We start from the raw sequence: 18,828 nt of genomic DNA, 5'->3' as shown, positions 1-18,828 counted from the left end.
TTTACTGCCATCTATTTAAGTATTTCAGCTGGGATTGTTGACAATGCAAGACCTATTCAAACAATTAATTCAATATGAATGCGGGTTGCATCATCGTGATCGTCAAAACTTTCAAATACTTGATCAACGGTTACATCCAGATTTTAAAGAAATTACCAAATCAGGGTGGGTTGTGCATAAAGCCCAAATGATTGAAGCACTTTTAAATGATACAGATAGCGACATCATTCAAGCACAGGATTTTCAAGTTCAGCCGTTATCTGATCATAGCGTTTTACTGACCTATCAAAGCCATCAAATCAATGTGGCAACTCAAGCTCAATACAATGTGGCTTTACGCAGTTCAATTTGGGTTATGAATGATCACGGTATATGGCAAATGATTTTCCATCAAGGCACCACTTGTGCTTTTGAGAAGTAAATCGAGTTCTTCTATGTATGGAAAAATATGCAAAAGAAAAAATATTATGCTTCACGCAAACAAATGATTCCTTTGGCGATTTTTGCTGGAATTTTGGCCTGCCCCTTTTGGGCTGCGACCGTGCTTTTAATCTTGGAAATGTTTGAATGGAAGAATGGCTTAAAAAGTCTCTTTTCGCTATTTCTTGTTACGCCTTTGGGTTTCATTGCTTATTTTTTCAGTAATAAAGCTATTCAGATGTTTAGCAATCAACGTCCTATTTTAACCCTCTCCCAAGACATGATTAGAAGCATTGATTTTAAAGGTCGAGTGATAATTAAAAAAAACATTAAAATACCGGAGATCTATGAAGTTGAGCTAAAAAAAACCTTACTTGATCGACAATATTATTTACTTTTTATCATGAAAGATAACAGCAAACAGAAACTCAATCTTGGACTAGGTTTTATGAAAAATGAGGATGTTCTCGATTTAAAACAAGAATTGGACAAACGCATTAGCGCAAAAGCAAAACACATCCAGTAAAGCGTAAAGAACAAGAGAATTTAGCCATATTTTATGACACAGATTAAGTTAAAATAATTCAATTTTAAATTTTGAGTCTGCATCATGTCATCAAAAGATTGGTTATCACAAGGAACACTGGTACTCGCAAGCAATAACAAAGGCAAAATTGCTGAATTTGAAAAATTGTTTGCTGAATTGGCTTTACCCGTTGAAGTGATTCCTCAAGGTCGACTGAATATCGAAGACGCGATTGAAGATGGCTTAAGCTTTATTGAAAATGCAATTATCAAAGCACGTCATGCAAGCCGTATTTCAGGTAAACCTGCGATTGCAGATGATTCTGGGATTTGCGTTCCCGTATTAGGTGGAGCACCTGGAATTTACTCTGCACGTTATGCCGGTGAACATGGCGATGATGCAGCCAATAATGCAAAATTGCTGGAAAACCTTAAGCCTTTACGCCAAGACGATCAAGCGATTGAAGCAATGTTCGTGTGCGTATTGGCATTGGTTGAACATGCAGATGACCCTTTACCACAAATCTACCAAGGGATCTGGCAAGGTGAAGTACTCGAGCAAGCTCGTGGTGAAAATGGTTTCGGTTATGACCCACTGTTCTGGCTACCCGAGCTAAATATTTCAAGCGCAGAAATGAGTAAAGAAGAAAAGAATAAAATTAGCCATCGAGGTCAGGCGATGCAATTGTTTAAAGCAAGCTTGAAATAAGCAGTTAAAACCAGCCGTTTAAGATCATATGATTTTGTTAGATTCCTCCTCGCCGTTGAGCAAAGGAGGAATATGATAGATATCGCTAAAGCTTATCTAAAACGAAGCGAAATAAACCGATAAAACTATAAAAAATGAATCAATGCACCGTATAGGACACATACCACACAACTGACTATCGTTCCTGAAGCAATATATTTTGCTGAAACGCCAGTGCCTTGATAGTGGGTTTCCAATGCGACAATATTGGCGGCTGGCGGTAAACAAAACAGTAAAAACATCACCCCAATATATTGATGGATCTGTGGAACAGGTAAAAAGAAATAAGCCAGACTGCACAATACAACACCACAAACTAACTTTAATATTGCGAGCTTAGTACTGGACAGTAAATCCTCGATATGGACTTTGGTTTTTCTTAACCACATCCCCAATACACACATACCGGTAAAACTCATACTCCATTTAGCCAGAGTATAAATCCAATTAATCCAATCATTTGTCTGAAACTGTTGCACATCAAAACAACGTAAAAGCCCTGCAATGATCAAGGCAATCACAGGTGGCGATTGCAATACTTTTTTGATAAGCAATCGTTTGGATTGTGGAGCTGAGCTCACCGAAGTCACAGCCCAAGAGTTTCCAAAAATTGAAACCCCGATATAGAGCGGTATCATCAGCATACTATTGTCTGGACCAAATATAGCCAAGGCAATCGGAAAGCCGAGCCATGCCATATTGGTATAGCTAAAACACAATGAAGCTAAACGATCTTTAGACAGCGTGAGATAAATAAAGAAAAGCGTAAAGCATGAGAAAAAAGCAAATAAAATTAAAGCAATACTACCCGATTTATAAAATACCATATTGTAAATAATCACAATCGGGATAAATAAGCGAGCCAACAGCAAAGACATGAGTGATTTTAAGTTTACTGAAAATTTGCTATTCGCCAGTATCAGCCCACAGATAAATGATAAAACTGGAAATAACAAAGCCACAATACTACACCTTATTCTCAAATCATGAACATACTAGCATTTTCCAAATATAGATGACGTTTAACATATCAAAATAATCTATAAATATTGTCTGTCTTTAAATTGAAATATTAGTGTCACTTTTTTGTCATAGATAACTGTTGTTATAGCTGTTAATAAATAGGAGTTAAAACTATGGCTGGATTATCGATTTGGCATGTACTTATTTTTGCAATTGTTGTGATTCTACTATTTGGTACATCAAAGCTAAAAAACTTAGGTAAAGATGTTGGTGGTGCCGTCAAAGATTTTAAGAAATCAATTAAAGAAGAAGAGGCAACAACTGCTTCACTGACTGAAACGCGTACACTAGAACATCAAACAAGCAATACTGATGTGAACTCTACAGTAAAACACTAATCGGTGAGGCGTAGATCATGTTAGATGTTGGATTTTCAGAACTGTTAGTGTTTGGGATCATTGCTCTTTTAGTATTGGGACCAGATAAACTTCCTGAAGCTGCGCGTTTTGCTGCCAAATGGTATAGCAAATTTAAACGTGCAATTAGTAGTGTCCAAAATGACATCGACCGTGAATTACGTCTTTCTGAATTTAGAGAACAAATGCAACAAGAGATGCAAAAAATTCAAGAACTTGAACAAAAAATGCAGGCTCAGATGCAGGAGTTACAGCAACAAAAAATTGCTGTAGAACAAGAAAGTCATCTCGCAATAACAGACAATAAAAAAATTCACACGACTTATCATAAACTTGATATTACGGTTCCCGCTATTTATATGTCAAAGACTTGGTTAGATAAACAAAACTGTACTGTAACTCGACCACAAATTGTTCTTGTTAAAGAAGTACCGCAATTGAAGGTGGCTGTATGAGCGACTCATTAGCACCACAAGTACATGATGCCTCATCTACCGAGACGCCGCCTTTAGATGCGATGCCGATTACCCAACACTTGATGGTGTTACGTAAGCATTTATTTAAAATTGTTGGCGCACTCATCGCTATATTTTTTTGTTTATTGCCATTTGCCAATAAGACCTATATTGCATTATCAGAACCACTCAGAAAACAATTACCTGCAACTTCAACCATGATTGCAACTGATGTTACAGCAACCTTCATGGCGCCGTTTAAGTTAAACTTCTTTATTGCGCTGATGTTGGCGATGCCCTTTATCATCTATCAACTTTGGGCGTTTATTAAACCTGCATTATACGAAAAAGAAAAAAATCTAGCATTTCCGTTGTTGTTTGGCAGTATTGTGCTGTTTTATTCAGGGATTGCTTTTGCTTACTTTATTGCATTGCCATCTATCCTGCATTTCTTTATCAGTGTTTCACCAGAAACCGTCGCGCCAATGACTGATATCAATAGTTATTTAAGCTTCTGCCTAAAATTATTCTTGGTCTTTGGCGTAACATTTGAAATCCCGATCATTACTTTAGTGTTAATTTTAGTTGGCTTGGTCACCACTAAAACATTGGCTGAAAAGCGCCGCTTTATCGTGGTGGGATGTTTCTTCGTATCTATGTTTATTACCCCACCAGATGCAATTTCAATGATCATGCTCGCAATTCCAATGTGGATGCTATTTGAGCTGGGTTTATTGCTGGGTAAAGTGATTGAAAAGCGTAAAACTGTAGATGCTTAAGTATCAAAATAAAAAGCTTTTTAATATTTAAATGACTTCTTTTGAGGTCATTTTTTATTTTTAAGCGTGTTAAATTCTTTTTAGAAACAACTATAAAAAAAAGTCTATTGCTTAATCTTCAGAGCCCTTTTATTCGAATACATTAGATCTATTTCATAAGTCAAAAATGATCATGTTGAGTGAATTATATTGCGATTGAAAGTTCCTTCTCCCCCTCGGGAGAAGGTTAGGATGAGGGGGACTTTCTGTTGATCTATGCTTTTAATAAGCGCTTAGAAAAGAAGCCTATTATTAAAATCTCTTTATGAAACATCTCTATAAAAAAAATAACTACAAGTTAATCCTGTTGATTCAATTCACCAAGCACATATCAAGCTCAATCAGTCATATCTCAATGTTTATAGAAATTGAACAGCACAGTAATTATCTAAATACAAATATGACAATCCTATTACTTTCTTAAAATAAGATTAAATTTAACCAATATTAAATATAAGAGTAAGAGATCTTACACATTTGTTCTGTATGTTTTTAAGCTGAATCAAAATCACATTTAATCAAGACTTAAAGCCAAAGGGAATCGTATGACAGACCTCACGCCATATCATGAAAATCAAGAGTTAGATAACAATACTTCGAATAACACACATTTCCGTGACATTTTAGAACAACGGATTTCTCGTCGTAGTTTAATTACAAAAACAGCAAGTGGTGCAGCTGCTCTCGCTTTAGCATCAAGCCTAGTCGGCTGTAATGACGACGATGACAATAATTCAACACCAACAACAACCGTTAAAAAACCAGAAAAATTCACCTTTAACCCTGTTGCAAAAAACCTCAATGACATCGTCACTGTTCCTGCTGGTTATGAGGCAAATGTGCTTTATGCTTTAGGTGATCCATTAACGCAAACGATCCCTGACTGGGATGACAATAATGTTCCTTCAGGGGTCAGCTTTACAGCGCGTTCAGGCGATTGTCATGATGGTATGAGTTATTTTGGCTTAAATTCCAATAGCTCTAAATATGATGCGAAAGCCTCAAACCGTGGCTTACTGGTCATGAACCATGAATACATTAACCAAACCTTCTTACATCCTAAAGGTGCAACAAAAGTAAATGGTCGTCGCCCAGAAGATGAAGTGATTCGTGAAGTCAATGCACACGGTGTTTCCGTCATTGAATTAAAGAAAGATGCAACTACACAAAAAGTAGAGATTGTAAAAAGCTCTCCATTTAATCGTCGTATTACAGCGTCAACGGTCATGGACTTTGCAGGTACAGTTGCAGGTTCCGATTTGGTAAAAACCAAATACTCAAGCTCAGCAAAGCAAACACGTGGCACACATAATAACTGTGGTAATGGTTATACGCCTTGGGGGACTTACCTCACCACAGAAGAAAACTTTATTGGATACTTTGTGCGTAATAAAGGTGATGATGCAAAACGCAGCGCTGCTGAAATCATCGCACTGAATCGCTATGGTTTAAAAGATGGTGCCAGCTCACGTTATGGCTGGGAAACTGCGATTGGGGCGATCGAGAGCCAAGACTTATATGACCGTTGGAACGCTTCAATTACCGCTGACTCAGCAGACAAAGATTATCGCAACGGTGCAAATACCTTTGGTTGGATTGTTGAAATCGATCCATTCGATAGTCGTTCAAACCCAGTTAAACGTACATCTTTAGGTCGCTTTGCACATGAAGACTGTCGCTCAAGCCGTTTAATCGAAGGGGAAAATCTGGCCTTCTATATGGGCGATGACTCACGTGGCGAATATATCTACAAATTTGTATCTGATGCGAAGTGGGATGCAAAAGATGTCAATGGTGGCTATCGCGCTGGCGATAAATATATGAACAGTGGCAAGTTATATGTTGCGCAGTTCAATAATGATGGTACAGGTAAATGGATTGAATTGGCATACGGTAAAAATGGTTTAAATGATAGCAATACCGTCTATCCTTTTAGATCTCAAGCCGATGTCACTACTTTTGCACGTTTAGCAGGTGATTCGGTCAAAGCCACCAAAATGGATCGCCCAGAATGGGTTGCGGTGAACCCCGAGAATGGTGAAGTCTATGTCACACTAACCAATAACTCGAACCGTGGTACAGCACATGCATTAGATGCCGCAAATCCACGAAACTATAGCGACCCAGAAGGCGGTAAAGGCAATGTAAATGGTCACATTATTCGCTTCCATGAAAAAGATAATAAAACCACTGCTGAAAGCTTTACTTGGGATATCTACCTCTTTGGTGCTGAAGCAAAAATGGCCAGCAATATCAATCTGTCTGGTTTAAATGATAACAATGATTTATCTTCACCAGATGGTATGTGGTTCGATCCACGTGGTGTACTTTGGATTCAAACGGATGACGGTGCTTATACAGATACCACCAACTGTATGATGCTTGCTGCACTCCCTGGTAAAGTCGGTGATGGTGCAAAAGCAATAACATCTGCTGGGCAAGAAACGATCGTAGGTAAACAAGTCACTGATGAAAACCTGCGTCGCTTCTTAACAGGCCCAAAACAATGTGAAATCACAGGTGTCACCATGACACCCGACTATAAAGCCATTTTTATCAATGTTCAGCATCCAGGTGAAGACTCACCTAGCTTTGATAAGCCATCAAGTAACTGGCCTGCCTCACAAAAAGATCCAAGCAATAAGACCGCTCGCCCACGCTCGGCAACGGTCGTCATTACTCGTAAAGATGGCGGTGTAATTGCTGGCTAATCAACTAAATTTATTTTTTAAAGCCATAGTGACGAAAGTTGCTATGGCTTTTTATTTTTCAATAGTGCGCTTAATCTCGACTAACTCGCCCATATGTTCACCTTGTTGTGTTTTTTCGATCCAATCAATCTGCGTACTGCTTATTCTTAAAAAGTTGGAACAGCGTGTGCCATAAATTGGACTTTGAATAAATGTTGAAGACAACAACGCTTCCATTTCAGGATTAATTCCAGTATTGGGCAGTAAATCAGGAATAATTTTTCGTTCATCTTCTAAAATGTCCCAAACAGCGAATTGTAGATCTTGCTCTGGGATAGCAGGAACTTGCAACATGGGTAAAAATTCTTGGGTAAAGCGTTTACGTAAATGCTTGGTTTTTTCCCAATCATCTGACATCAAGCCATTTGAAACAACAAATACACCTTGGGATAACACTTGTGGGGCTTCACCGCGATTACTCATATAAACAGCTTGCTGTCGATCACCCACAAATAAGTTAAAACCCGCATAATCTCTTTGCTGCTTTTCCAATGCTTGTGCAAAACGAATTGGTGTTTGATCTGACGCTAAAAAGGCTTGAATCAAATAGCCACGCGTAGTGGGATAAGTTTGTTTATCAGCACCATCACGATAATTGGTAATCACTGCCCAACGTCCCTGTGGTGTAACCCCCATCCATGTTCCGCCTGATTGCAAATCTTGCCCTGCAATAATCGGACTGTTCGCCCATGACTGTAATTGAGTGCTTGGACGATGGTAGAATTCGTCACGATTTGAAATTAAACAAACAGGTAAATCATCCAAAACTTGCCAAGCCAATGCCACAATACACATAAAATACATTCCATGAAGTTTACACATTGAATGTACAACATTTTTAATATGTTTCAGCTAAAATCTGTGCAAAATAGAAAATCAAGGATTAGGAATGCTCACCTACCCGAATATTGACCCAATTGCGATATCACTGGGTCCACTCAACGTCCATTGGTATGGACTGATGTATCTCTTGGCATTTTTATGTGCTTGGGGACTTGCTACTTATCGCGCTAAACAACGTGCTGACTGGAACTCTGAAATGGTTTCAGATCTGGTGTTCTTTGGCGCACTTGGGGTTGTGCTCGGTGGTCGTGTAGGCTATGTTTTATTTTACGAGTTTGGCAAATTTTTAGCAGATCCTATCTGGCTATTTAAAGTCTGGACTGGCGGTATGAGTTTCCACGGGGGCTTCCTTGGTGTAATGATCGCCATGCTTTTGTGGTGCCATAAATACAAGAAAACTTGGTTTGAAACACTAGATTTCATTGCACCCTGTGTACCGACGGGCTTGATGTTTGGTCGAATTGGTAACTTCATAGGTGGTGAATTATATGGTCGTCAAGTTTCTGACCCTAACTTTGCGCTAGGTATGATCTTCCCGACTGATCCACTACATTTGGTTCGTCATCCATCTCAGCTCTATCAAGCGCTGTGTGAAGGACTGCTGCTGTTCCTTATTCTATGGTTCTATAGTGCTAAACCACGCCCACGTTATGCCGTATCTGCAATCTTTCTAATGGGTTATGGCTGTGCTCGATTCTTTATGGAATTCTTCCGTGAACCTGATGCAGATCAAGGTTATATCCTGTTTGGCTGGATGACCAAAGGTCAAATCCTCTCATTCCCAATGATTCTGATTGGATTATGGTTAATTTGGTACGCTTACCAAAAGAAAATTTTTGACTGGGGTCCACAAAAAAATACTTAAGCCTTATGGGCTAAGTTTAAAAAGGTGAAGCTAAGCTTCACCTTTTTTATGCTAAATTATCATTATTCAATTTAAACGAAATCACTATGCTTGAATTTTGGTTTGATCCTAAAGTCTCGGTTGCAAAGAAGCTCATTTTCCTTATTTTATTGGCGCTGGTTACTATTGGACTATATTGGTACCAGCCTCTAACCCTTGATAATATTTTACTTTTTGCAGGTACAGGTATTATTTTTCTGATTTGTCGTTACTGTAAGGTTCATTTTGCAGCCCAACGCCCAACAGGATTTCTTTATCGTTTATTGACTTGGATTCCACTGGCTTTAGTTTTGGCATTGGTTTTTAAAAATATGAACAATGGTGAAATTTTGATCCCAGGCGCTCAAGGTATTGGTTTTATGGCCCTAGCGGTTTGTATTTTTTCACCACTCTCGCTACTCAATAAAAATTCATCTGAACAAGTATCTAAATAATGTTAGATTTTTGGTATTCAGCGCGCTGTAGCCGTGAAATGAAAGTGATCATCTCAATCTTAACCTGTGTGATAATTTATTATTGCGCCACGATTGAGAAGTTAAGTTCAACGTTTACCGTGATATGTTTAGCAATTGGAATCTCTACGCATTTATTAAGAATGCTGGGGCTAAAAATTGCTCAACATAATGTCTATGCTCAAGGTTTTAAAATTTTATTTTCAATCTACCCATTGCTTGCACTTATGCTTTTAATGGCTTTTTTACCCGCACAACATAAAATATTGACCTCGATTCAAGCCATTGGTTTTGCTGCATTGGGTCTATTTATCATGTCAATTTATCAAAATCGCGCAAAACGTTTTGACTAAAGGTGTTGTAGTAAAAAAGCATAGTAATAAAAAAGGAAGCCTTTCATTCCAAAAGCTTCCTTTTTTATCTTTTAATCCGTAATAGATTAAATGCTTTTGACTGTGAAACTAAGCAGCTAGACGATAATATTCATAGGTTACATTTGGGTCTTTATACACATCGTAACTACGTTGTCTAAAATCAGAAACCCATTGAGAACCTGTAAATCCAGCAATATGACCATAACGATGGCGACTGGTGCTGTTGATGATATAAATATCACCTTCTTGAGGATTATCGAAGTCAGGACGGATTTGCTTATAACCAATCTCAGTTAAAGTCGAACCCCAATCTGAAGCGGCAACAGGATGATCAGAAAAACGTGCACCAGCTGATTCAAGTGCTATACGCACATATCTTGCACAACGATGTGCAGTAGTACTACGCGACATACTGACAAGTTTTTCAGTAAATTTGCTAATATCGATTAAGCTTTCTTTCTTAAATGCTTCAGTTTGATTTTTAAAAGTTTCAAATGCTTTATTTTTTAAGTATTCATCTGGTCGAAAATTATTATTTTGATTTTCCGATCGAATCTGAATATGAACCGTGGGATTCACGTATTCATTCATATTAACATTGTGGTCGTAAATCATGCATTGTCCTCAAACTACCCTTTTGAATTGATTCAAACCACCTTGTTTAAACCAATAACAACTTTTCACAAGCCATGAATAGTAATCAGCAATTCTTAAAATGTAGACTTAAAACATGTAAAAAAATATGTAAGTGTTAATAAATCCCATTTGTAGCGCCTCAAGCTACTGAAACTGCTGACATTACACAATTCACCATCTGGGTTTGTTTGTTTAAAAATTAATCAATAAAAGTTTACTCGGCCGTATCATTAAAATATTTTCTTAAATTAATCAACATATTAAACTGTCAATTCAGTCACACTTTTGTTTTATGAGTTCAGCAAAATCGTATGCCAAAGAAAGATTTTTTCAATAAAAAGCTGATGTTATCAACATCAGCTTTTTAGAAATCATGCCGTCGCTGCTTAATAACAATCCCAGTTATACACCACTTTAGAGAAATCTCTTTTTTCAAGATCATCCGGATGAATAAAGAAGTTCCCTACACCTGAGTCGCCCCACATGATCTCAATACCTTCAGCTTCACCTGTATCAATCTGCAACAGCAAAATATAATCTTGAATAGATTCATTGTATTCACGCGGATCAGATTGAGTAAAAAATGGATATCCCCCTAAACGATGTCCGCTTGCGGAAAAAACTTCACTGTATTCATCACAAAACTCTTCTTCATCGTCTCTTTCATAAGGGTCTGTGACTTTTTGAGCAAAATCAAAATTGTTCATATCAATATAGCTTTCAGCCTTCTCAAACTGAATCGCAGATTGCCCTGCAATAGGACTATAAATATCGTCCTCAGCAAAACTTGGAAAATCGCTTTGTAAAAGTGCAAGATCTTGCTCAATCTTGTCATAGAAAACTACGCGAAAGCCATCTTGCTTTTTTTGATCATCAAAATTGAGACCATATAAATCATCATGCGGATTGATAAAAAACTGTAAAATTCCGGACTTTGGATAATGTTGATTTTCTGGCAATTCTGCAAAATTGATCTGCGCCAATAATTGTAGGTCATCACCCTCCGCACTCTGCGGGTATTGCTTTCCTACAGGTAAATAGGGATTTCCACCCACTTTGCTTTGCCAAATCTGTAAATCTTCAGTCGGCACTAATGATATTTCTATACTGTCTTTTTTTGTCGCAATAATTTGCGTTTTATAAGGCTGTAAACATGCTGGGAGCTCATTCAAATTTATACTCATTTTCAAATACTCTTAGTTTTAGATGTTAGATGGATGCAAAACAGAAAATAATCTAGCTTAAAAAGAAAGTCAGATTAGTATAAACTCTGAAGCTATTCAGAAACATTACGAATGGGTAATCATGCGACATAATCTGTCATTTGTGTCGTATAGACGCCCCAAATTGGACACTATATGAAAGCGTATTTAGACCTTCTACAACATATCCTAGACGATGGCGGTGACAAAGGTGATCGTACTGGTACAGGTACTCGTTCTGTATTTGGTCATCAAATGCGTTTTGACTTGTCAAAAGGGTTTCCGCTACTGACCACTAAAAAAGTTCATTTCCGCTCAATTGTGATTGAACTGCTGTGGTTCCTAAAAGGCGACACCAATGTTCAATATTTAAAAGACAATAAGGTTTCAATCTGGGATGAATGGTCTACCGCTGAGCAGACTGCCCGTTTTGGACGCCCTGAGGGTGAATTGGGCCCAGTCTATGGTCATCAATGGCGTAACTTTGGCGCAACGCAAAAAGACAATGGTTTGTTTGAAAATGATGGTTTTGACCAAATCAGTTGGTTGGTCAATGAAATCAAGACCAATCCAAACTCACGTCGTTTGATTGTGTCTGGCTGGAACCCAAATGAAGCAGGTAAAGTTGCCTTACCGCCATGCCACACTTTATTCCAATTTTTTGTTCAGGATGGAAAGTTGTCTTGCCAACTTTATCAACGTAGTGCAGATGTTTTCTTAGGGGTGCCATTTAATATTGCCAGCTATGCTCTACTGACTCATATGGTTGCTCAAGTTTGTGGTTTAGGCGTAGGTGATTTTGTCTGGACTGGCGGTGATACACATTTATATGTTAACCATTTTGAACAAGCAAAACTTCAGTTAACACGTGCCCCCCTACCATTGTGTCAACTCAAGTTAAATCCTGAAATTAAGGATATTTTTGACTTTAAATTTGAAGATATTGAAATTACAGGTTATGAGTCACATCCTGCAATTAAAGCACCTGTAGCTGTTTAAATATTTTAATCCAGTCTTTCCTTATTCCCTCCTTGTAATAGGAGGGAAAATTTTCAAATGGATAATAAGCGAATTCATTATGACATTTAAAAACTTTGAAATTGTGCATGTCGTTGCAATGGATCAACAACGTTGCATTGGTAAAGCGAACGATCTTCCATGGCATATTTCAGCAGACCTTAAGCACTTCAAAGAAATCACCCAAGGTGGTGTTGTGGTGATGGGACGTAAAACGCTTGAATCGATGGGACGTGCATTACCTAAACGTGTCAATTGGGTAATTACCCGTGATCAGGATTGGAGCTTTGCTGGGGTTAAAACGGCCCATAGTATAGATGCTGCTTTGGAGCAAGCGATTCCTGATGTATTGGCATCAGAAAAACCTGCCAGTATCTTTATCATTGGTGGTGGTGAAATTTTCAAACAAACCATGCACATTGCAGATCGTTTAGAGCTCACCCACATTGAGCTCGATGTACAAGGGGATGCGTATTATCCAGAAATTCCAGCGGAATTTAAAAAAGTTGCGAGTGAGTCACATGTTGATGACAAAACAGCTATTGCTTTTGAGTTTGCAACATACCGAAAATAGCACTGAACTTTATGAACAAAAATAGCGGCTTATGGATAGCTTAAAAACAAGATCATTACTACATACACTCGGAATGGGGATAATCCATTCCTTGTTTAGCCTATTTGTCGTATTGAGCAGCCTGTGGTTTTGTTTCGCGATTTGGATTCAACACCCCTTAGGAAAGATTTTCAGTTATATCATCATCCCTGTTTGGATTATTTTTGCACTGAGTATTCTTGGAATCTATTTTACTAAAAATATATTTAGCCGAAAAACTGACAGTCTGATCTATATCATCGCCTTTATTGTCAGCTTAATCTGGTACTTCAATATTCCTGCACAGCAATATCGTCAATGGAGTCCAGAGGTTTCCAGAATTTTTACTTATGAGCAGCAAGGTAATCTTGTCACGATTCATAATGTCCGCAACTTTAATTGGCACTCCTCTGATCAATATGACGAACGCTGGGAAACCAGAAGCTACAACTTAGATGAAATTACAGGCGTCAATATCATCACCTCTTATTGGATGGGACCACAGATTGCCCATACCTTGGTCAGCTTTGATTTTTTAAATCAACGCCCACTCGTTTTTTCCATTGAAATCCGGAAAGAAAAAAATGAAAACTTTTCTGCAATTGGTGGGTTTTTTAGACAATTTGAGCTAAGCCTAATCGCTGCAGATGAAAAAGATATTGTTTATACACGAAGTAATATTCGAGGTGAACAGGTTTATTTTTTCCCGATTCAATTACCAAAAGCAGAAACCAAAGCATTATTTGAAGAGTATCTTTTGAAATCTTCCGCTTTGGCAGAACATCCAAAGTGGTACAACACCCTAACTAGTAACTGTACAACTTTGGTTTTTGATATGGTTCAGGCGATTTCCCCTGAAAAATTACCAACAGATTATCGTTTATTGGCTTCAGGTTATTTACCCAATTATCTTTATGATTTGGGTGCATTAAATCATCAATGGTCAATCAAAGAATGGTATAAAAAAGCACATATCAATCCAAGAACGGCTGAATATGCTCAGTTTAAATATCAAAATAGCGATAACTTTTCTAAAGTGATTCGTTTTGGTTTACCTGATGAACATGCTCAATAATGTATAGCTTTAGTCAGCTCGTCTTTATGGTTTAACTCAATTTTGTTTATATAATCATTAAAATTAGGAGAATACGCATGTTTAAATCCATACTCGCAACCACATTCATCACAGCAACGCTCTTGTTTTCTGGATGTGCATCTACACCAAGTACCGATCAACAAAGCCAAAATTTAAGTTTGTTGCAAAACAAAAATTGGACACTCACGCATATTGGTGCAACAGAATATAAAGCAACGCCAAATGCTCACAACATACCAAGCATTCAATTTGGTTCAGATTTACAGATAAGTGGAGCAGATGGCTGTAATCGCATTATGGGCGCCTATGCGATCAAAGGACAACACTTGACCTTAGGACAACTCGGCTCTACTCGTATGTATTGTCAGGACACTATGAAACTTGCGGCTGACTATACTGAAGCACTCAATAAAGTGAAAGGTTATCAAGTCTATGACAAAACGTTAAAGTTAGTTGATCAATATGGTAATCGTGTTTTGCAATTTACAACACCATAACATCACCGAATCAGTTATTTATATATACAGTTTAAAAGCTTAAAACGTTAGGCTTTTAAACACCTCAGATTATAGAATCCAATATCAACAATGAAATTGAATAAAAATTTTAACTCAATCAATGAAAGACAATAATTTTACTACACACGCCGTCTTATCAATGGGATTAGAATAACAACAACTTAAAATTTGGATATTTCTATGAAAGTTATTGGCCTTATCTTGATCTCATGTCTACTTTTATCTGCATGTAGTTCAATGAATGTAAGACCTACGGTTGGGGTAAGTATGGGAACATCTGTTAAATAAAAAACAGCGCCGAAGCGCTGTTTTTTATCAAAGTACTTTTTCTCTATTTATATGCAACAAATATCGTTGAAACTTTACCATCAGGAGCAGCAACTGACACCTTGAACATATCACCCACCGCACACTCTTTTAAGCGATAGCCATAGAATGCTTGTGTACTATTTTTAAATGTTGTTGGTGTTAATAGGTTAAAAACACTTGCTACTGGAGAGCTTCCTTGCACTAGTTCAGCTGAACAGGACAAATTATTGTCTTTGGTATTATCTTCAGGTGTAACACTTACAGTAGAACCTGTCGGCATAGGAACACTTTGCATACTGTTCCCATATAAATTAAAAGACAATAAGCTACCGCTAGCAGTCACATTTGTAAATGTTGCTGTATTTTCTGAAAATGCAAATAGTAACTGCTGACGGAGAACAGCACTTAAACCACTATTACATGTACCTGCAATATTTGGTTGATCTATTGTAGAAAGACCACATAATGAGTTTCCAAAACTACGCTTATAAATATATTCACCAAAATTTGCATCATATTGATTATTTTCATTATCATCACGAAAGAAATCACCAATATTCGTATTTTCTTCTACTAATTTTCCAGTACTATCATTTACCAATTTAGCAAATGGTTCACCTTCATCATAAAGATTATTACCATTCTTATCAATGTACTGCTTATCCCCTTCAACATAAGCTAAAACAGTAACTCGATTATCTAAAGGACGAGGATCTTGCACTGATAATGTTACTGAACATCGTCCATCTGTAGTAGAACAATTAGGGGTAACAACACCGCCTTCACTAACAAAGCTCACAACCGTACCATTTGGTACAGGATTACCAGTACGATCCCTCAGCATCACATTGATCGTTGCACTATCACCATCAACCTTGTTCTGCAAAGCATTTTTGCTAACAGATAAACTGAAACCGTCTTGAGTTACTCTACCTGTAGAAACTGCTACATTTTTAGATAAAGCGGAGACGGTATTGTTTGATACTAGTGTTGCTTTTATTTCCACAGGTCCAGGTTTATCTCCTGGATATAAAGTTACAACAACTTTACCATTTGGATCACTTTTTACAGTTTTAATCGCACGATTACCTAAAGAGATAAAACTTAAATCCTCAGGAGCACGAACCAGCTCAATGTTTACATCTTTATTCGCGGCTGGTGTACCGTTCGCGTACAAAGTAAATTCAATTTGACCTGATGCAGCAGAACCGCTATTTTTTATACCTAAATTTACAGCATTAGTCGTTGTATAAACTAAAGAGTTTGCTTCAGTAGCGGCTATATTTACTTCAACTTTTGATTCAGGAATATTCGAACCTGAAGCTCTAATTGTATGTTTACCCTCACATAACTTCCCATCAGTCCCAATCGCTTTATAAGAAGTCGTAACATCACCTTGGTTTGAAGAAGCAACAATTGCTGGTTCAAAGGTACCGCATGATGCACTAAAATTCACTGTAACGTTATTTTGATTAACTTTTGTATTTGCATCTTGTGTCTTTAATGTGATATTTGTTGATGCACCAGACTCTAAATCAGTCGTTGCTGCAACCATTCCCACTAAGACAATATTTGCTGCTTGTAAGCTGAAATTATAAGGGCTTGTTGTTGCTGAAGTACCATTATAATTTGCAGTAGCAGATATCTGATATGCACCCGTTGTATTTAAGTCTTGGGGTTTAATTGAAATACTGGCTTCACCATCAGCATTTGTAAGTACAGCGGCATTTGTTGTCCCAAAAACTACGCCTTCCCCACTAAAGGTGACAACTGCACCACTAATACCTTTACCAGTCTTATCTGTCACTTTTACTTTTGCTGTTACACCAGCAGCAGTAATAGAGTTTGTAACTGCGTTATTTACATCGTATAAAGCAATATTTGTAATGTTCACAGCTTCAACTGTAGTTCCACCATTACCATTGCCTGTTCCGTTATCATTTTTATCATAATAACCTCCACCGCCCCCACCACAACTCGCTAACAAAATAGAAATTGCAATAGCACTTAACTTTCCAGTAAGTTTTCTAGTATCCATAATTTTACTCAACCTAAGAATCCCCAAAAATTGTTGTAGATTATTTTGAATGCTATGTAAGCATAGTTATCTATATGTGTAAATATGCTATTTCAAAATGTTTTTTAATGTAATTACTATTATTTAAAATCAGGTTTATATCATGTACGACATCATCATCATTGGCGCAGGAACAGCGGGTATTAGTGCATATAAAGAAGCAATCAAATATACATCTAACATACTGATTATCAATAAAGGTCCATGGGATACAACCTGTGTCCGTGTTGGCTGTATGCCAAGTAAAGTTCTCATTTCAACTGCAAATCGGATGTATGACATTCAAAATGCCAAAGAAGTCGCTTTAGAGGTAAAAGCAGAGATCGATACACGTCAAGTTATGCAACATGTCAGAAATTTACGTGACCGCTTTGCTCGTGCAACGCTTAAAGATGTAGAAAGTTGGGAGGCTGCACATAAAATTGATGGTGAAGCTCAATTTGTAAATGCAAATACGGTTGAGGTCGATGGAAAACATTATCAATCTAAATCATTTATTCTTGCTGTAGGCTCAACACCGACCTATAACCAAGATTGGAAAAATAAAATAGGCAATAAACTGATTACTTCAGATGAAGTATTTGAGCTTGAGACACTGCCTAAGTCTATTGCCGTGATCGGCAGTGGTGTGATTGCAATTGAATTGGCTCAAGCAATGCATCGCCTAGGTGTAAATACAACTGTTTTTGCAAGAAGCAAAAAAGTGGGGGTACTTAGTAGCCCTAATTTACAAGAAATCGCACAAGCAGAGTTATCCAAAGAACTTAATATTAAATTTGAAGTTTTACCTGATTCAATCCAAGATCTTGAAAATGGGGTTGAAATATCTTTTATTGAAAATAATGAATCTAAATCCATACAGGTTGACTATATTTTAAATGCGACTGGTCGTGCTACACACTTATCAACCTTGTCCCTCGAAAACATTGATCAGTCATTCTCAGATTTAAAACAATTACCAGTTCATCCCAGCACTAAACAACTGGCTGATTTTCCAATATTTATTATTGGCGATGCTTTTACCCGAACGCCTTTACAACATGAGGCTGCAAATGAAGGAAGAAATGTCATTTCAAGTTGTTTAAATTTTCCCAATATACACAACTTAAATAACCTATCCCCTTTAGGTATTGTGTTCTGTAGTCCAGAAATGGGAATTGCTGGGCAAAACTTTGCCACGTTGTCAAAATCAGACACAACATTTGTTACAGGTTTTGCTTCTTATGAAAAGCAAGGTCGTGCATTGGTTTTAGGTAAAAATAAAGGTGCTATTGAAGTTTATGTAGATCAGCAAAGTAGAAAACTCTTAGGGGCTGAACTTTTTGTTGAGTCTGCCGAACATATGACCCACTTACTCTCTTGGATCATTGCAGACCAGCTGACAATTGATGAGATATTAGCAAAACCTTTTTATCATCCAACCTTGGAAGAAGGCTTAAGAACAGCATTAAAACATGCCCGAAGACAGCTTAAATAACGTTTTTACCTATCAAATTAAGCTCTATTTTAAAGAATAGAGCTTTTATATTTCCTTTCGCAGATTTCTTTTTATTTAGCTAATAAACATTCGGCATAAAAAAACACCCCGCTCTCTCTAGAGATCGGGGTGTTTTAGATTTAAAAGCTGGCGATGACTTACTCTCACATGGGTAACCCCACACTACCATCAGCGCTAAGAGGTTTCACTTCTGAGTTCGGGAAGGGATCAGGTGG

The 18,828-nt window shown here is 37.5% G+C and carries 20 protein-coding genes; 15 read left to right on the top strand and 5 right to left on the bottom strand.

What is annotated here, in order from left to right:
* Nucleotides 1-43: 43 nt before the first annotated feature.
* The 3 genes from M2R48_RS02570 (at nucleotide 44) to rdgB (ending at nucleotide 1,654) form a co-directional block, all read left to right on the top strand.
* The gene (locus M2R48_RS02570) at nucleotides 44-421 is read left to right on the top strand and encodes a DUF4440 domain-containing protein (RefSeq protein ID WP_262084992.1); all 378 of its coding nucleotides are present in this window, start codon (nucleotides 44-46) and stop codon (nucleotides 419-421) included.
* 27 nt (nucleotides 422-448) lie between these two features.
* The gene (locus tag M2R48_RS02565) at nucleotides 449-946 is read left to right on the top strand and encodes a hypothetical protein (RefSeq protein ID WP_262084991.1); all 498 of its coding nucleotides are present in this window, start codon (nucleotides 449-451) and stop codon (nucleotides 944-946) included.
* 84 nt (nucleotides 947-1,030) lie between these two features.
* Nucleotides 1,031-1,654, top strand: a complete 624-nt coding sequence (gene rdgB, locus M2R48_RS02560; protein ID WP_262084990.1) for an RdgB/HAM1 family non-canonical purine NTP pyrophosphatase — start codon at nucleotides 1,031-1,033, stop codon at nucleotides 1,652-1,654.
* Between the two features lie 125 nt (nucleotides 1,655-1,779).
* On the opposite strand, the gene M2R48_RS02555 is transcribed toward rdgB, so the two are convergent.
* Complete coding sequence (locus tag M2R48_RS02555; RefSeq protein WP_262084989.1) at nucleotides 1,780-2,655, bottom strand: permease; 876 nt, start codon at nucleotides 2,653-2,655, stop codon at nucleotides 1,780-1,782.
* A 174-nt stretch (nucleotides 2,656-2,829) separates the two neighbouring features.
* Between M2R48_RS02555 and tatA the strand changes: the two genes are divergently transcribed.
* From tatA to M2R48_RS02535, 4 genes are all read left to right on the top strand, one after another.
* Nucleotides 2,830-3,054, top strand: coding sequence for a Sec-independent protein translocase subunit TatA (tatA, locus tag M2R48_RS02550; RefSeq protein ID WP_004726505.1), 225 nt, complete (start codon nucleotides 2,830-2,832; stop codon nucleotides 3,052-3,054).
* Between the two features lie 17 nt (nucleotides 3,055-3,071).
* Nucleotides 3,072-3,527 (top strand): Sec-independent protein translocase protein TatB, encoded by a 456-nt coding sequence (gene tatB / locus M2R48_RS02545; RefSeq protein ID WP_004818879.1) that lies wholly within the window; start codon nucleotides 3,072-3,074, stop codon nucleotides 3,525-3,527.
* Nucleotides 3,524-4,306 carry a twin-arginine translocase subunit TatC gene (gene tatC, locus M2R48_RS02540; protein WP_004818877.1) on the top strand — a complete coding sequence of 261 codons (783 nt, stop codon included), beginning with the start codon at nucleotides 3,524-3,526 and terminating at the stop codon, nucleotides 4,304-4,306. The genes tatB and tatC overlap by 4 nt, the downstream gene beginning before the upstream one ends.
* Before the next feature lie 584 nt (nucleotides 4,307-4,890).
* Nucleotides 4,891-7,056, top strand: a complete 2,166-nt coding sequence (locus tag M2R48_RS02535; RefSeq protein ID WP_262084988.1) for a PhoX family protein — start codon at nucleotides 4,891-4,893, stop codon at nucleotides 7,054-7,056.
* 51 nt (nucleotides 7,057-7,107) lie between these two features.
* On the opposite strand, the gene M2R48_RS02530 is transcribed toward M2R48_RS02535, so the two are convergent.
* The gene (locus M2R48_RS02530; RefSeq protein WP_262084986.1) at nucleotides 7,108-7,890 is read right to left on the bottom strand and encodes an NRDE family protein; all 783 of its coding nucleotides are present in this window, start codon (nucleotides 7,888-7,890) and stop codon (nucleotides 7,108-7,110) included.
* A gap of 94 nt (nucleotides 7,891-7,984) precedes the next feature.
* Between M2R48_RS02530 and lgt the strand changes: the two genes are divergently transcribed.
* The 3 genes from lgt (at nucleotide 7,985) to M2R48_RS02515 (ending at nucleotide 9,647) form a co-directional block, all read left to right on the top strand.
* Nucleotides 7,985-8,803, top strand: a complete 819-nt coding sequence (gene lgt / locus M2R48_RS02525) for a prolipoprotein diacylglyceryl transferase (RefSeq protein WP_004726496.1) — start codon at nucleotides 7,985-7,987, stop codon at nucleotides 8,801-8,803.
* An 86-nt stretch (nucleotides 8,804-8,889) separates the two neighbouring features.
* Nucleotides 8,890-9,276: a hypothetical protein gene (locus M2R48_RS02520; RefSeq protein ID WP_262084985.1), complete on the top strand. Its 387-nt coding sequence runs from the start codon at nucleotides 8,890-8,892 to the stop codon at nucleotides 9,274-9,276.
* Nucleotides 9,276-9,647, top strand: a complete 372-nt coding sequence (locus M2R48_RS02515) for a hypothetical protein (RefSeq protein WP_262084984.1) — start codon at nucleotides 9,276-9,278, stop codon at nucleotides 9,645-9,647. The genes M2R48_RS02520 and M2R48_RS02515 overlap by 1 nt, the downstream gene beginning before the upstream one ends.
* 108 nt (nucleotides 9,648-9,755) lie before the next feature.
* Here the strand turns inward: M2R48_RS02515 and M2R48_RS02510 are convergent, their stop codons facing one another.
* Both M2R48_RS02510 and M2R48_RS02505 read right to left on the bottom strand, forming a co-directional pair.
* A complete protein-coding gene (locus M2R48_RS02510; protein ID WP_004726489.1) occupies nucleotides 9,756-10,283 on the bottom strand; it encodes a hypothetical protein in 528 nt (175 codons plus the stop codon).
* Nucleotides 10,284-10,690: 407 nt separating this feature from the next.
* Entirely contained in the window at nucleotides 10,691-11,488 is a 798-nt protein-coding gene (locus tag M2R48_RS02505; protein WP_262084983.1) for a YwqG family protein, read from the bottom strand.
* Nucleotides 11,489-11,662: 174 nt separating this feature from the next.
* On the opposite strand from M2R48_RS02505, the gene thyA reads away from it, so the two are divergent.
* The 4 genes from thyA to M2R48_RS02485 all read left to right on the top strand — a co-directional run bounded on the left by thyA (nucleotide 11,663) and on the right by M2R48_RS02485 (nucleotide 14,708).
* Nucleotides 11,663-12,505 (top strand): thymidylate synthase, encoded by an 843-nt coding sequence (gene thyA / locus M2R48_RS02500; RefSeq protein ID WP_096732948.1) that lies wholly within the window; start codon nucleotides 11,663-11,665, stop codon nucleotides 12,503-12,505.
* 79 nt (nucleotides 12,506-12,584) lie between these two features.
* Nucleotides 12,585-13,097 (top strand): dihydrofolate reductase, encoded by a 513-nt coding sequence (locus M2R48_RS02495; protein WP_154130104.1) that lies wholly within the window; start codon nucleotides 12,585-12,587, stop codon nucleotides 13,095-13,097.
* Nucleotides 13,098-13,128: 31 nt separating this feature from the next.
* On the top strand, nucleotides 13,129-14,190 hold the full coding sequence (locus M2R48_RS02490; protein WP_262084982.1) for a DUF4105 domain-containing protein: 1,062 nt from the start codon (nucleotides 13,129-13,131) through the stop codon (nucleotides 14,188-14,190).
* 77 nt (nucleotides 14,191-14,267) lie between these two features.
* Entirely contained in the window at nucleotides 14,268-14,708 is a 441-nt protein-coding gene (locus tag M2R48_RS02485; RefSeq protein ID WP_262084981.1) for an META domain-containing protein, read from the top strand.
* A 352-nt stretch (nucleotides 14,709-15,060) separates the two neighbouring features.
* On the opposite strand, the gene M2R48_RS02480 is transcribed toward M2R48_RS02485, so the two are convergent.
* The gene (locus M2R48_RS02480; protein WP_262084980.1) at nucleotides 15,061-17,076 is read right to left on the bottom strand and encodes a CARDB domain-containing protein; all 2,016 of its coding nucleotides are present in this window, start codon (nucleotides 17,074-17,076) and stop codon (nucleotides 15,061-15,063) included.
* A 142-nt stretch (nucleotides 17,077-17,218) separates the two neighbouring features.
* On the opposite strand from M2R48_RS02480, the gene M2R48_RS02475 reads away from it, so the two are divergent.
* Nucleotides 17,219-18,592 (top strand): dihydrolipoyl dehydrogenase, encoded by a 1,374-nt coding sequence (locus M2R48_RS02475; protein ID WP_262084979.1) that lies wholly within the window; start codon nucleotides 17,219-17,221, stop codon nucleotides 18,590-18,592.
* The last annotated feature ends 236 nt before the right edge of the window (nucleotides 18,593-18,828 follow it).

The organism is Acinetobacter sp. I-MWF, from assembly GCF_025433935.1.
Lineage (GTDB): Bacteria > Pseudomonadota > Gammaproteobacteria > Pseudomonadales > Moraxellaceae > Acinetobacter > Acinetobacter guillouiae.
The sequence above is the reverse complement of the archived record's forward strand: the minus strand, read 5'-3'. Positions and strand labels throughout refer to the sequence as shown.

Bases quoted from the DNA above. Each gene is read 5' to 3' on its own strand.
- M2R48_RS02570 (WP_262084992.1), top strand. From the start codon at position 44: ATGCAAGACCTATTCAAACAATTAATTCAATATGAATGCGGGTTGCAT.
- M2R48_RS02565 (WP_262084991.1), top strand. From the start codon at position 449: ATGCAAAAGAAAAAATATTATGCTTCACGCAAACAAATGATTCCTTTG.
- rdgB (WP_262084990.1), top strand. From the start codon at position 1,031: ATGTCATCAAAAGATTGGTTATCACAAGGAACACTGGTACTCGCAAGC.
- tatA (WP_004726505.1), top strand. From the start codon at position 2,830: ATGGCTGGATTATCGATTTGGCATGTACTTATTTTTGCAATTGTTGTG.
- tatB (WP_004818879.1), top strand. From the start codon at position 3,072: ATGTTAGATGTTGGATTTTCAGAACTGTTAGTGTTTGGGATCATTGCT.
- tatC (WP_004818877.1), top strand. From the start codon at position 3,524: ATGAGCGACTCATTAGCACCACAAGTACATGATGCCTCATCTACCGAG.
- M2R48_RS02535 (WP_262084988.1), top strand. From the start codon at position 4,891: ATGACAGACCTCACGCCATATCATGAAAATCAAGAGTTAGATAACAAT.
- M2R48_RS02530 (WP_262084986.1), bottom strand. From the start codon at position 7,890: ATGTGTATTGTGGCATTGGCTTGGCAAGTTTTGGATGATTTACCTGTT.
- lgt (WP_004726496.1), top strand. From the start codon at position 7,985: ATGCTCACCTACCCGAATATTGACCCAATTGCGATATCACTGGGTCCA.
- M2R48_RS02520 (WP_262084985.1), top strand. From the start codon at position 8,890: ATGCTTGAATTTTGGTTTGATCCTAAAGTCTCGGTTGCAAAGAAGCTC.
- M2R48_RS02515 (WP_262084984.1), top strand. From the start codon at position 9,276: ATGTTAGATTTTTGGTATTCAGCGCGCTGTAGCCGTGAAATGAAAGTG.
- M2R48_RS02510 (WP_004726489.1), bottom strand. From the start codon at position 10,283: ATGATTTACGACCACAATGTTAATATGAATGAATACGTGAATCCCACG.
- M2R48_RS02505 (WP_262084983.1), bottom strand. From the start codon at position 11,488: ATGAGTATAAATTTGAATGAGCTCCCAGCATGTTTACAGCCTTATAAA.
- thyA (WP_096732948.1), top strand. From the start codon at position 11,663: ATGAAAGCGTATTTAGACCTTCTACAACATATCCTAGACGATGGCGGT.
- M2R48_RS02495 (WP_154130104.1), top strand. From the start codon at position 12,585: ATGACATTTAAAAACTTTGAAATTGTGCATGTCGTTGCAATGGATCAA.
- M2R48_RS02490 (WP_262084982.1), top strand. From the start codon at position 13,129: ATGGATAGCTTAAAAACAAGATCATTACTACATACACTCGGAATGGGG.
- M2R48_RS02485 (WP_262084981.1), top strand. From the start codon at position 14,268: ATGTTTAAATCCATACTCGCAACCACATTCATCACAGCAACGCTCTTG.
- M2R48_RS02480 (WP_262084980.1), bottom strand. From the start codon at position 17,076: ATGGATACTAGAAAACTTACTGGAAAGTTAAGTGCTATTGCAATTTCT.
- M2R48_RS02475 (WP_262084979.1), top strand. From the start codon at position 17,219: ATGTACGACATCATCATCATTGGCGCAGGAACAGCGGGTATTAGTGCA.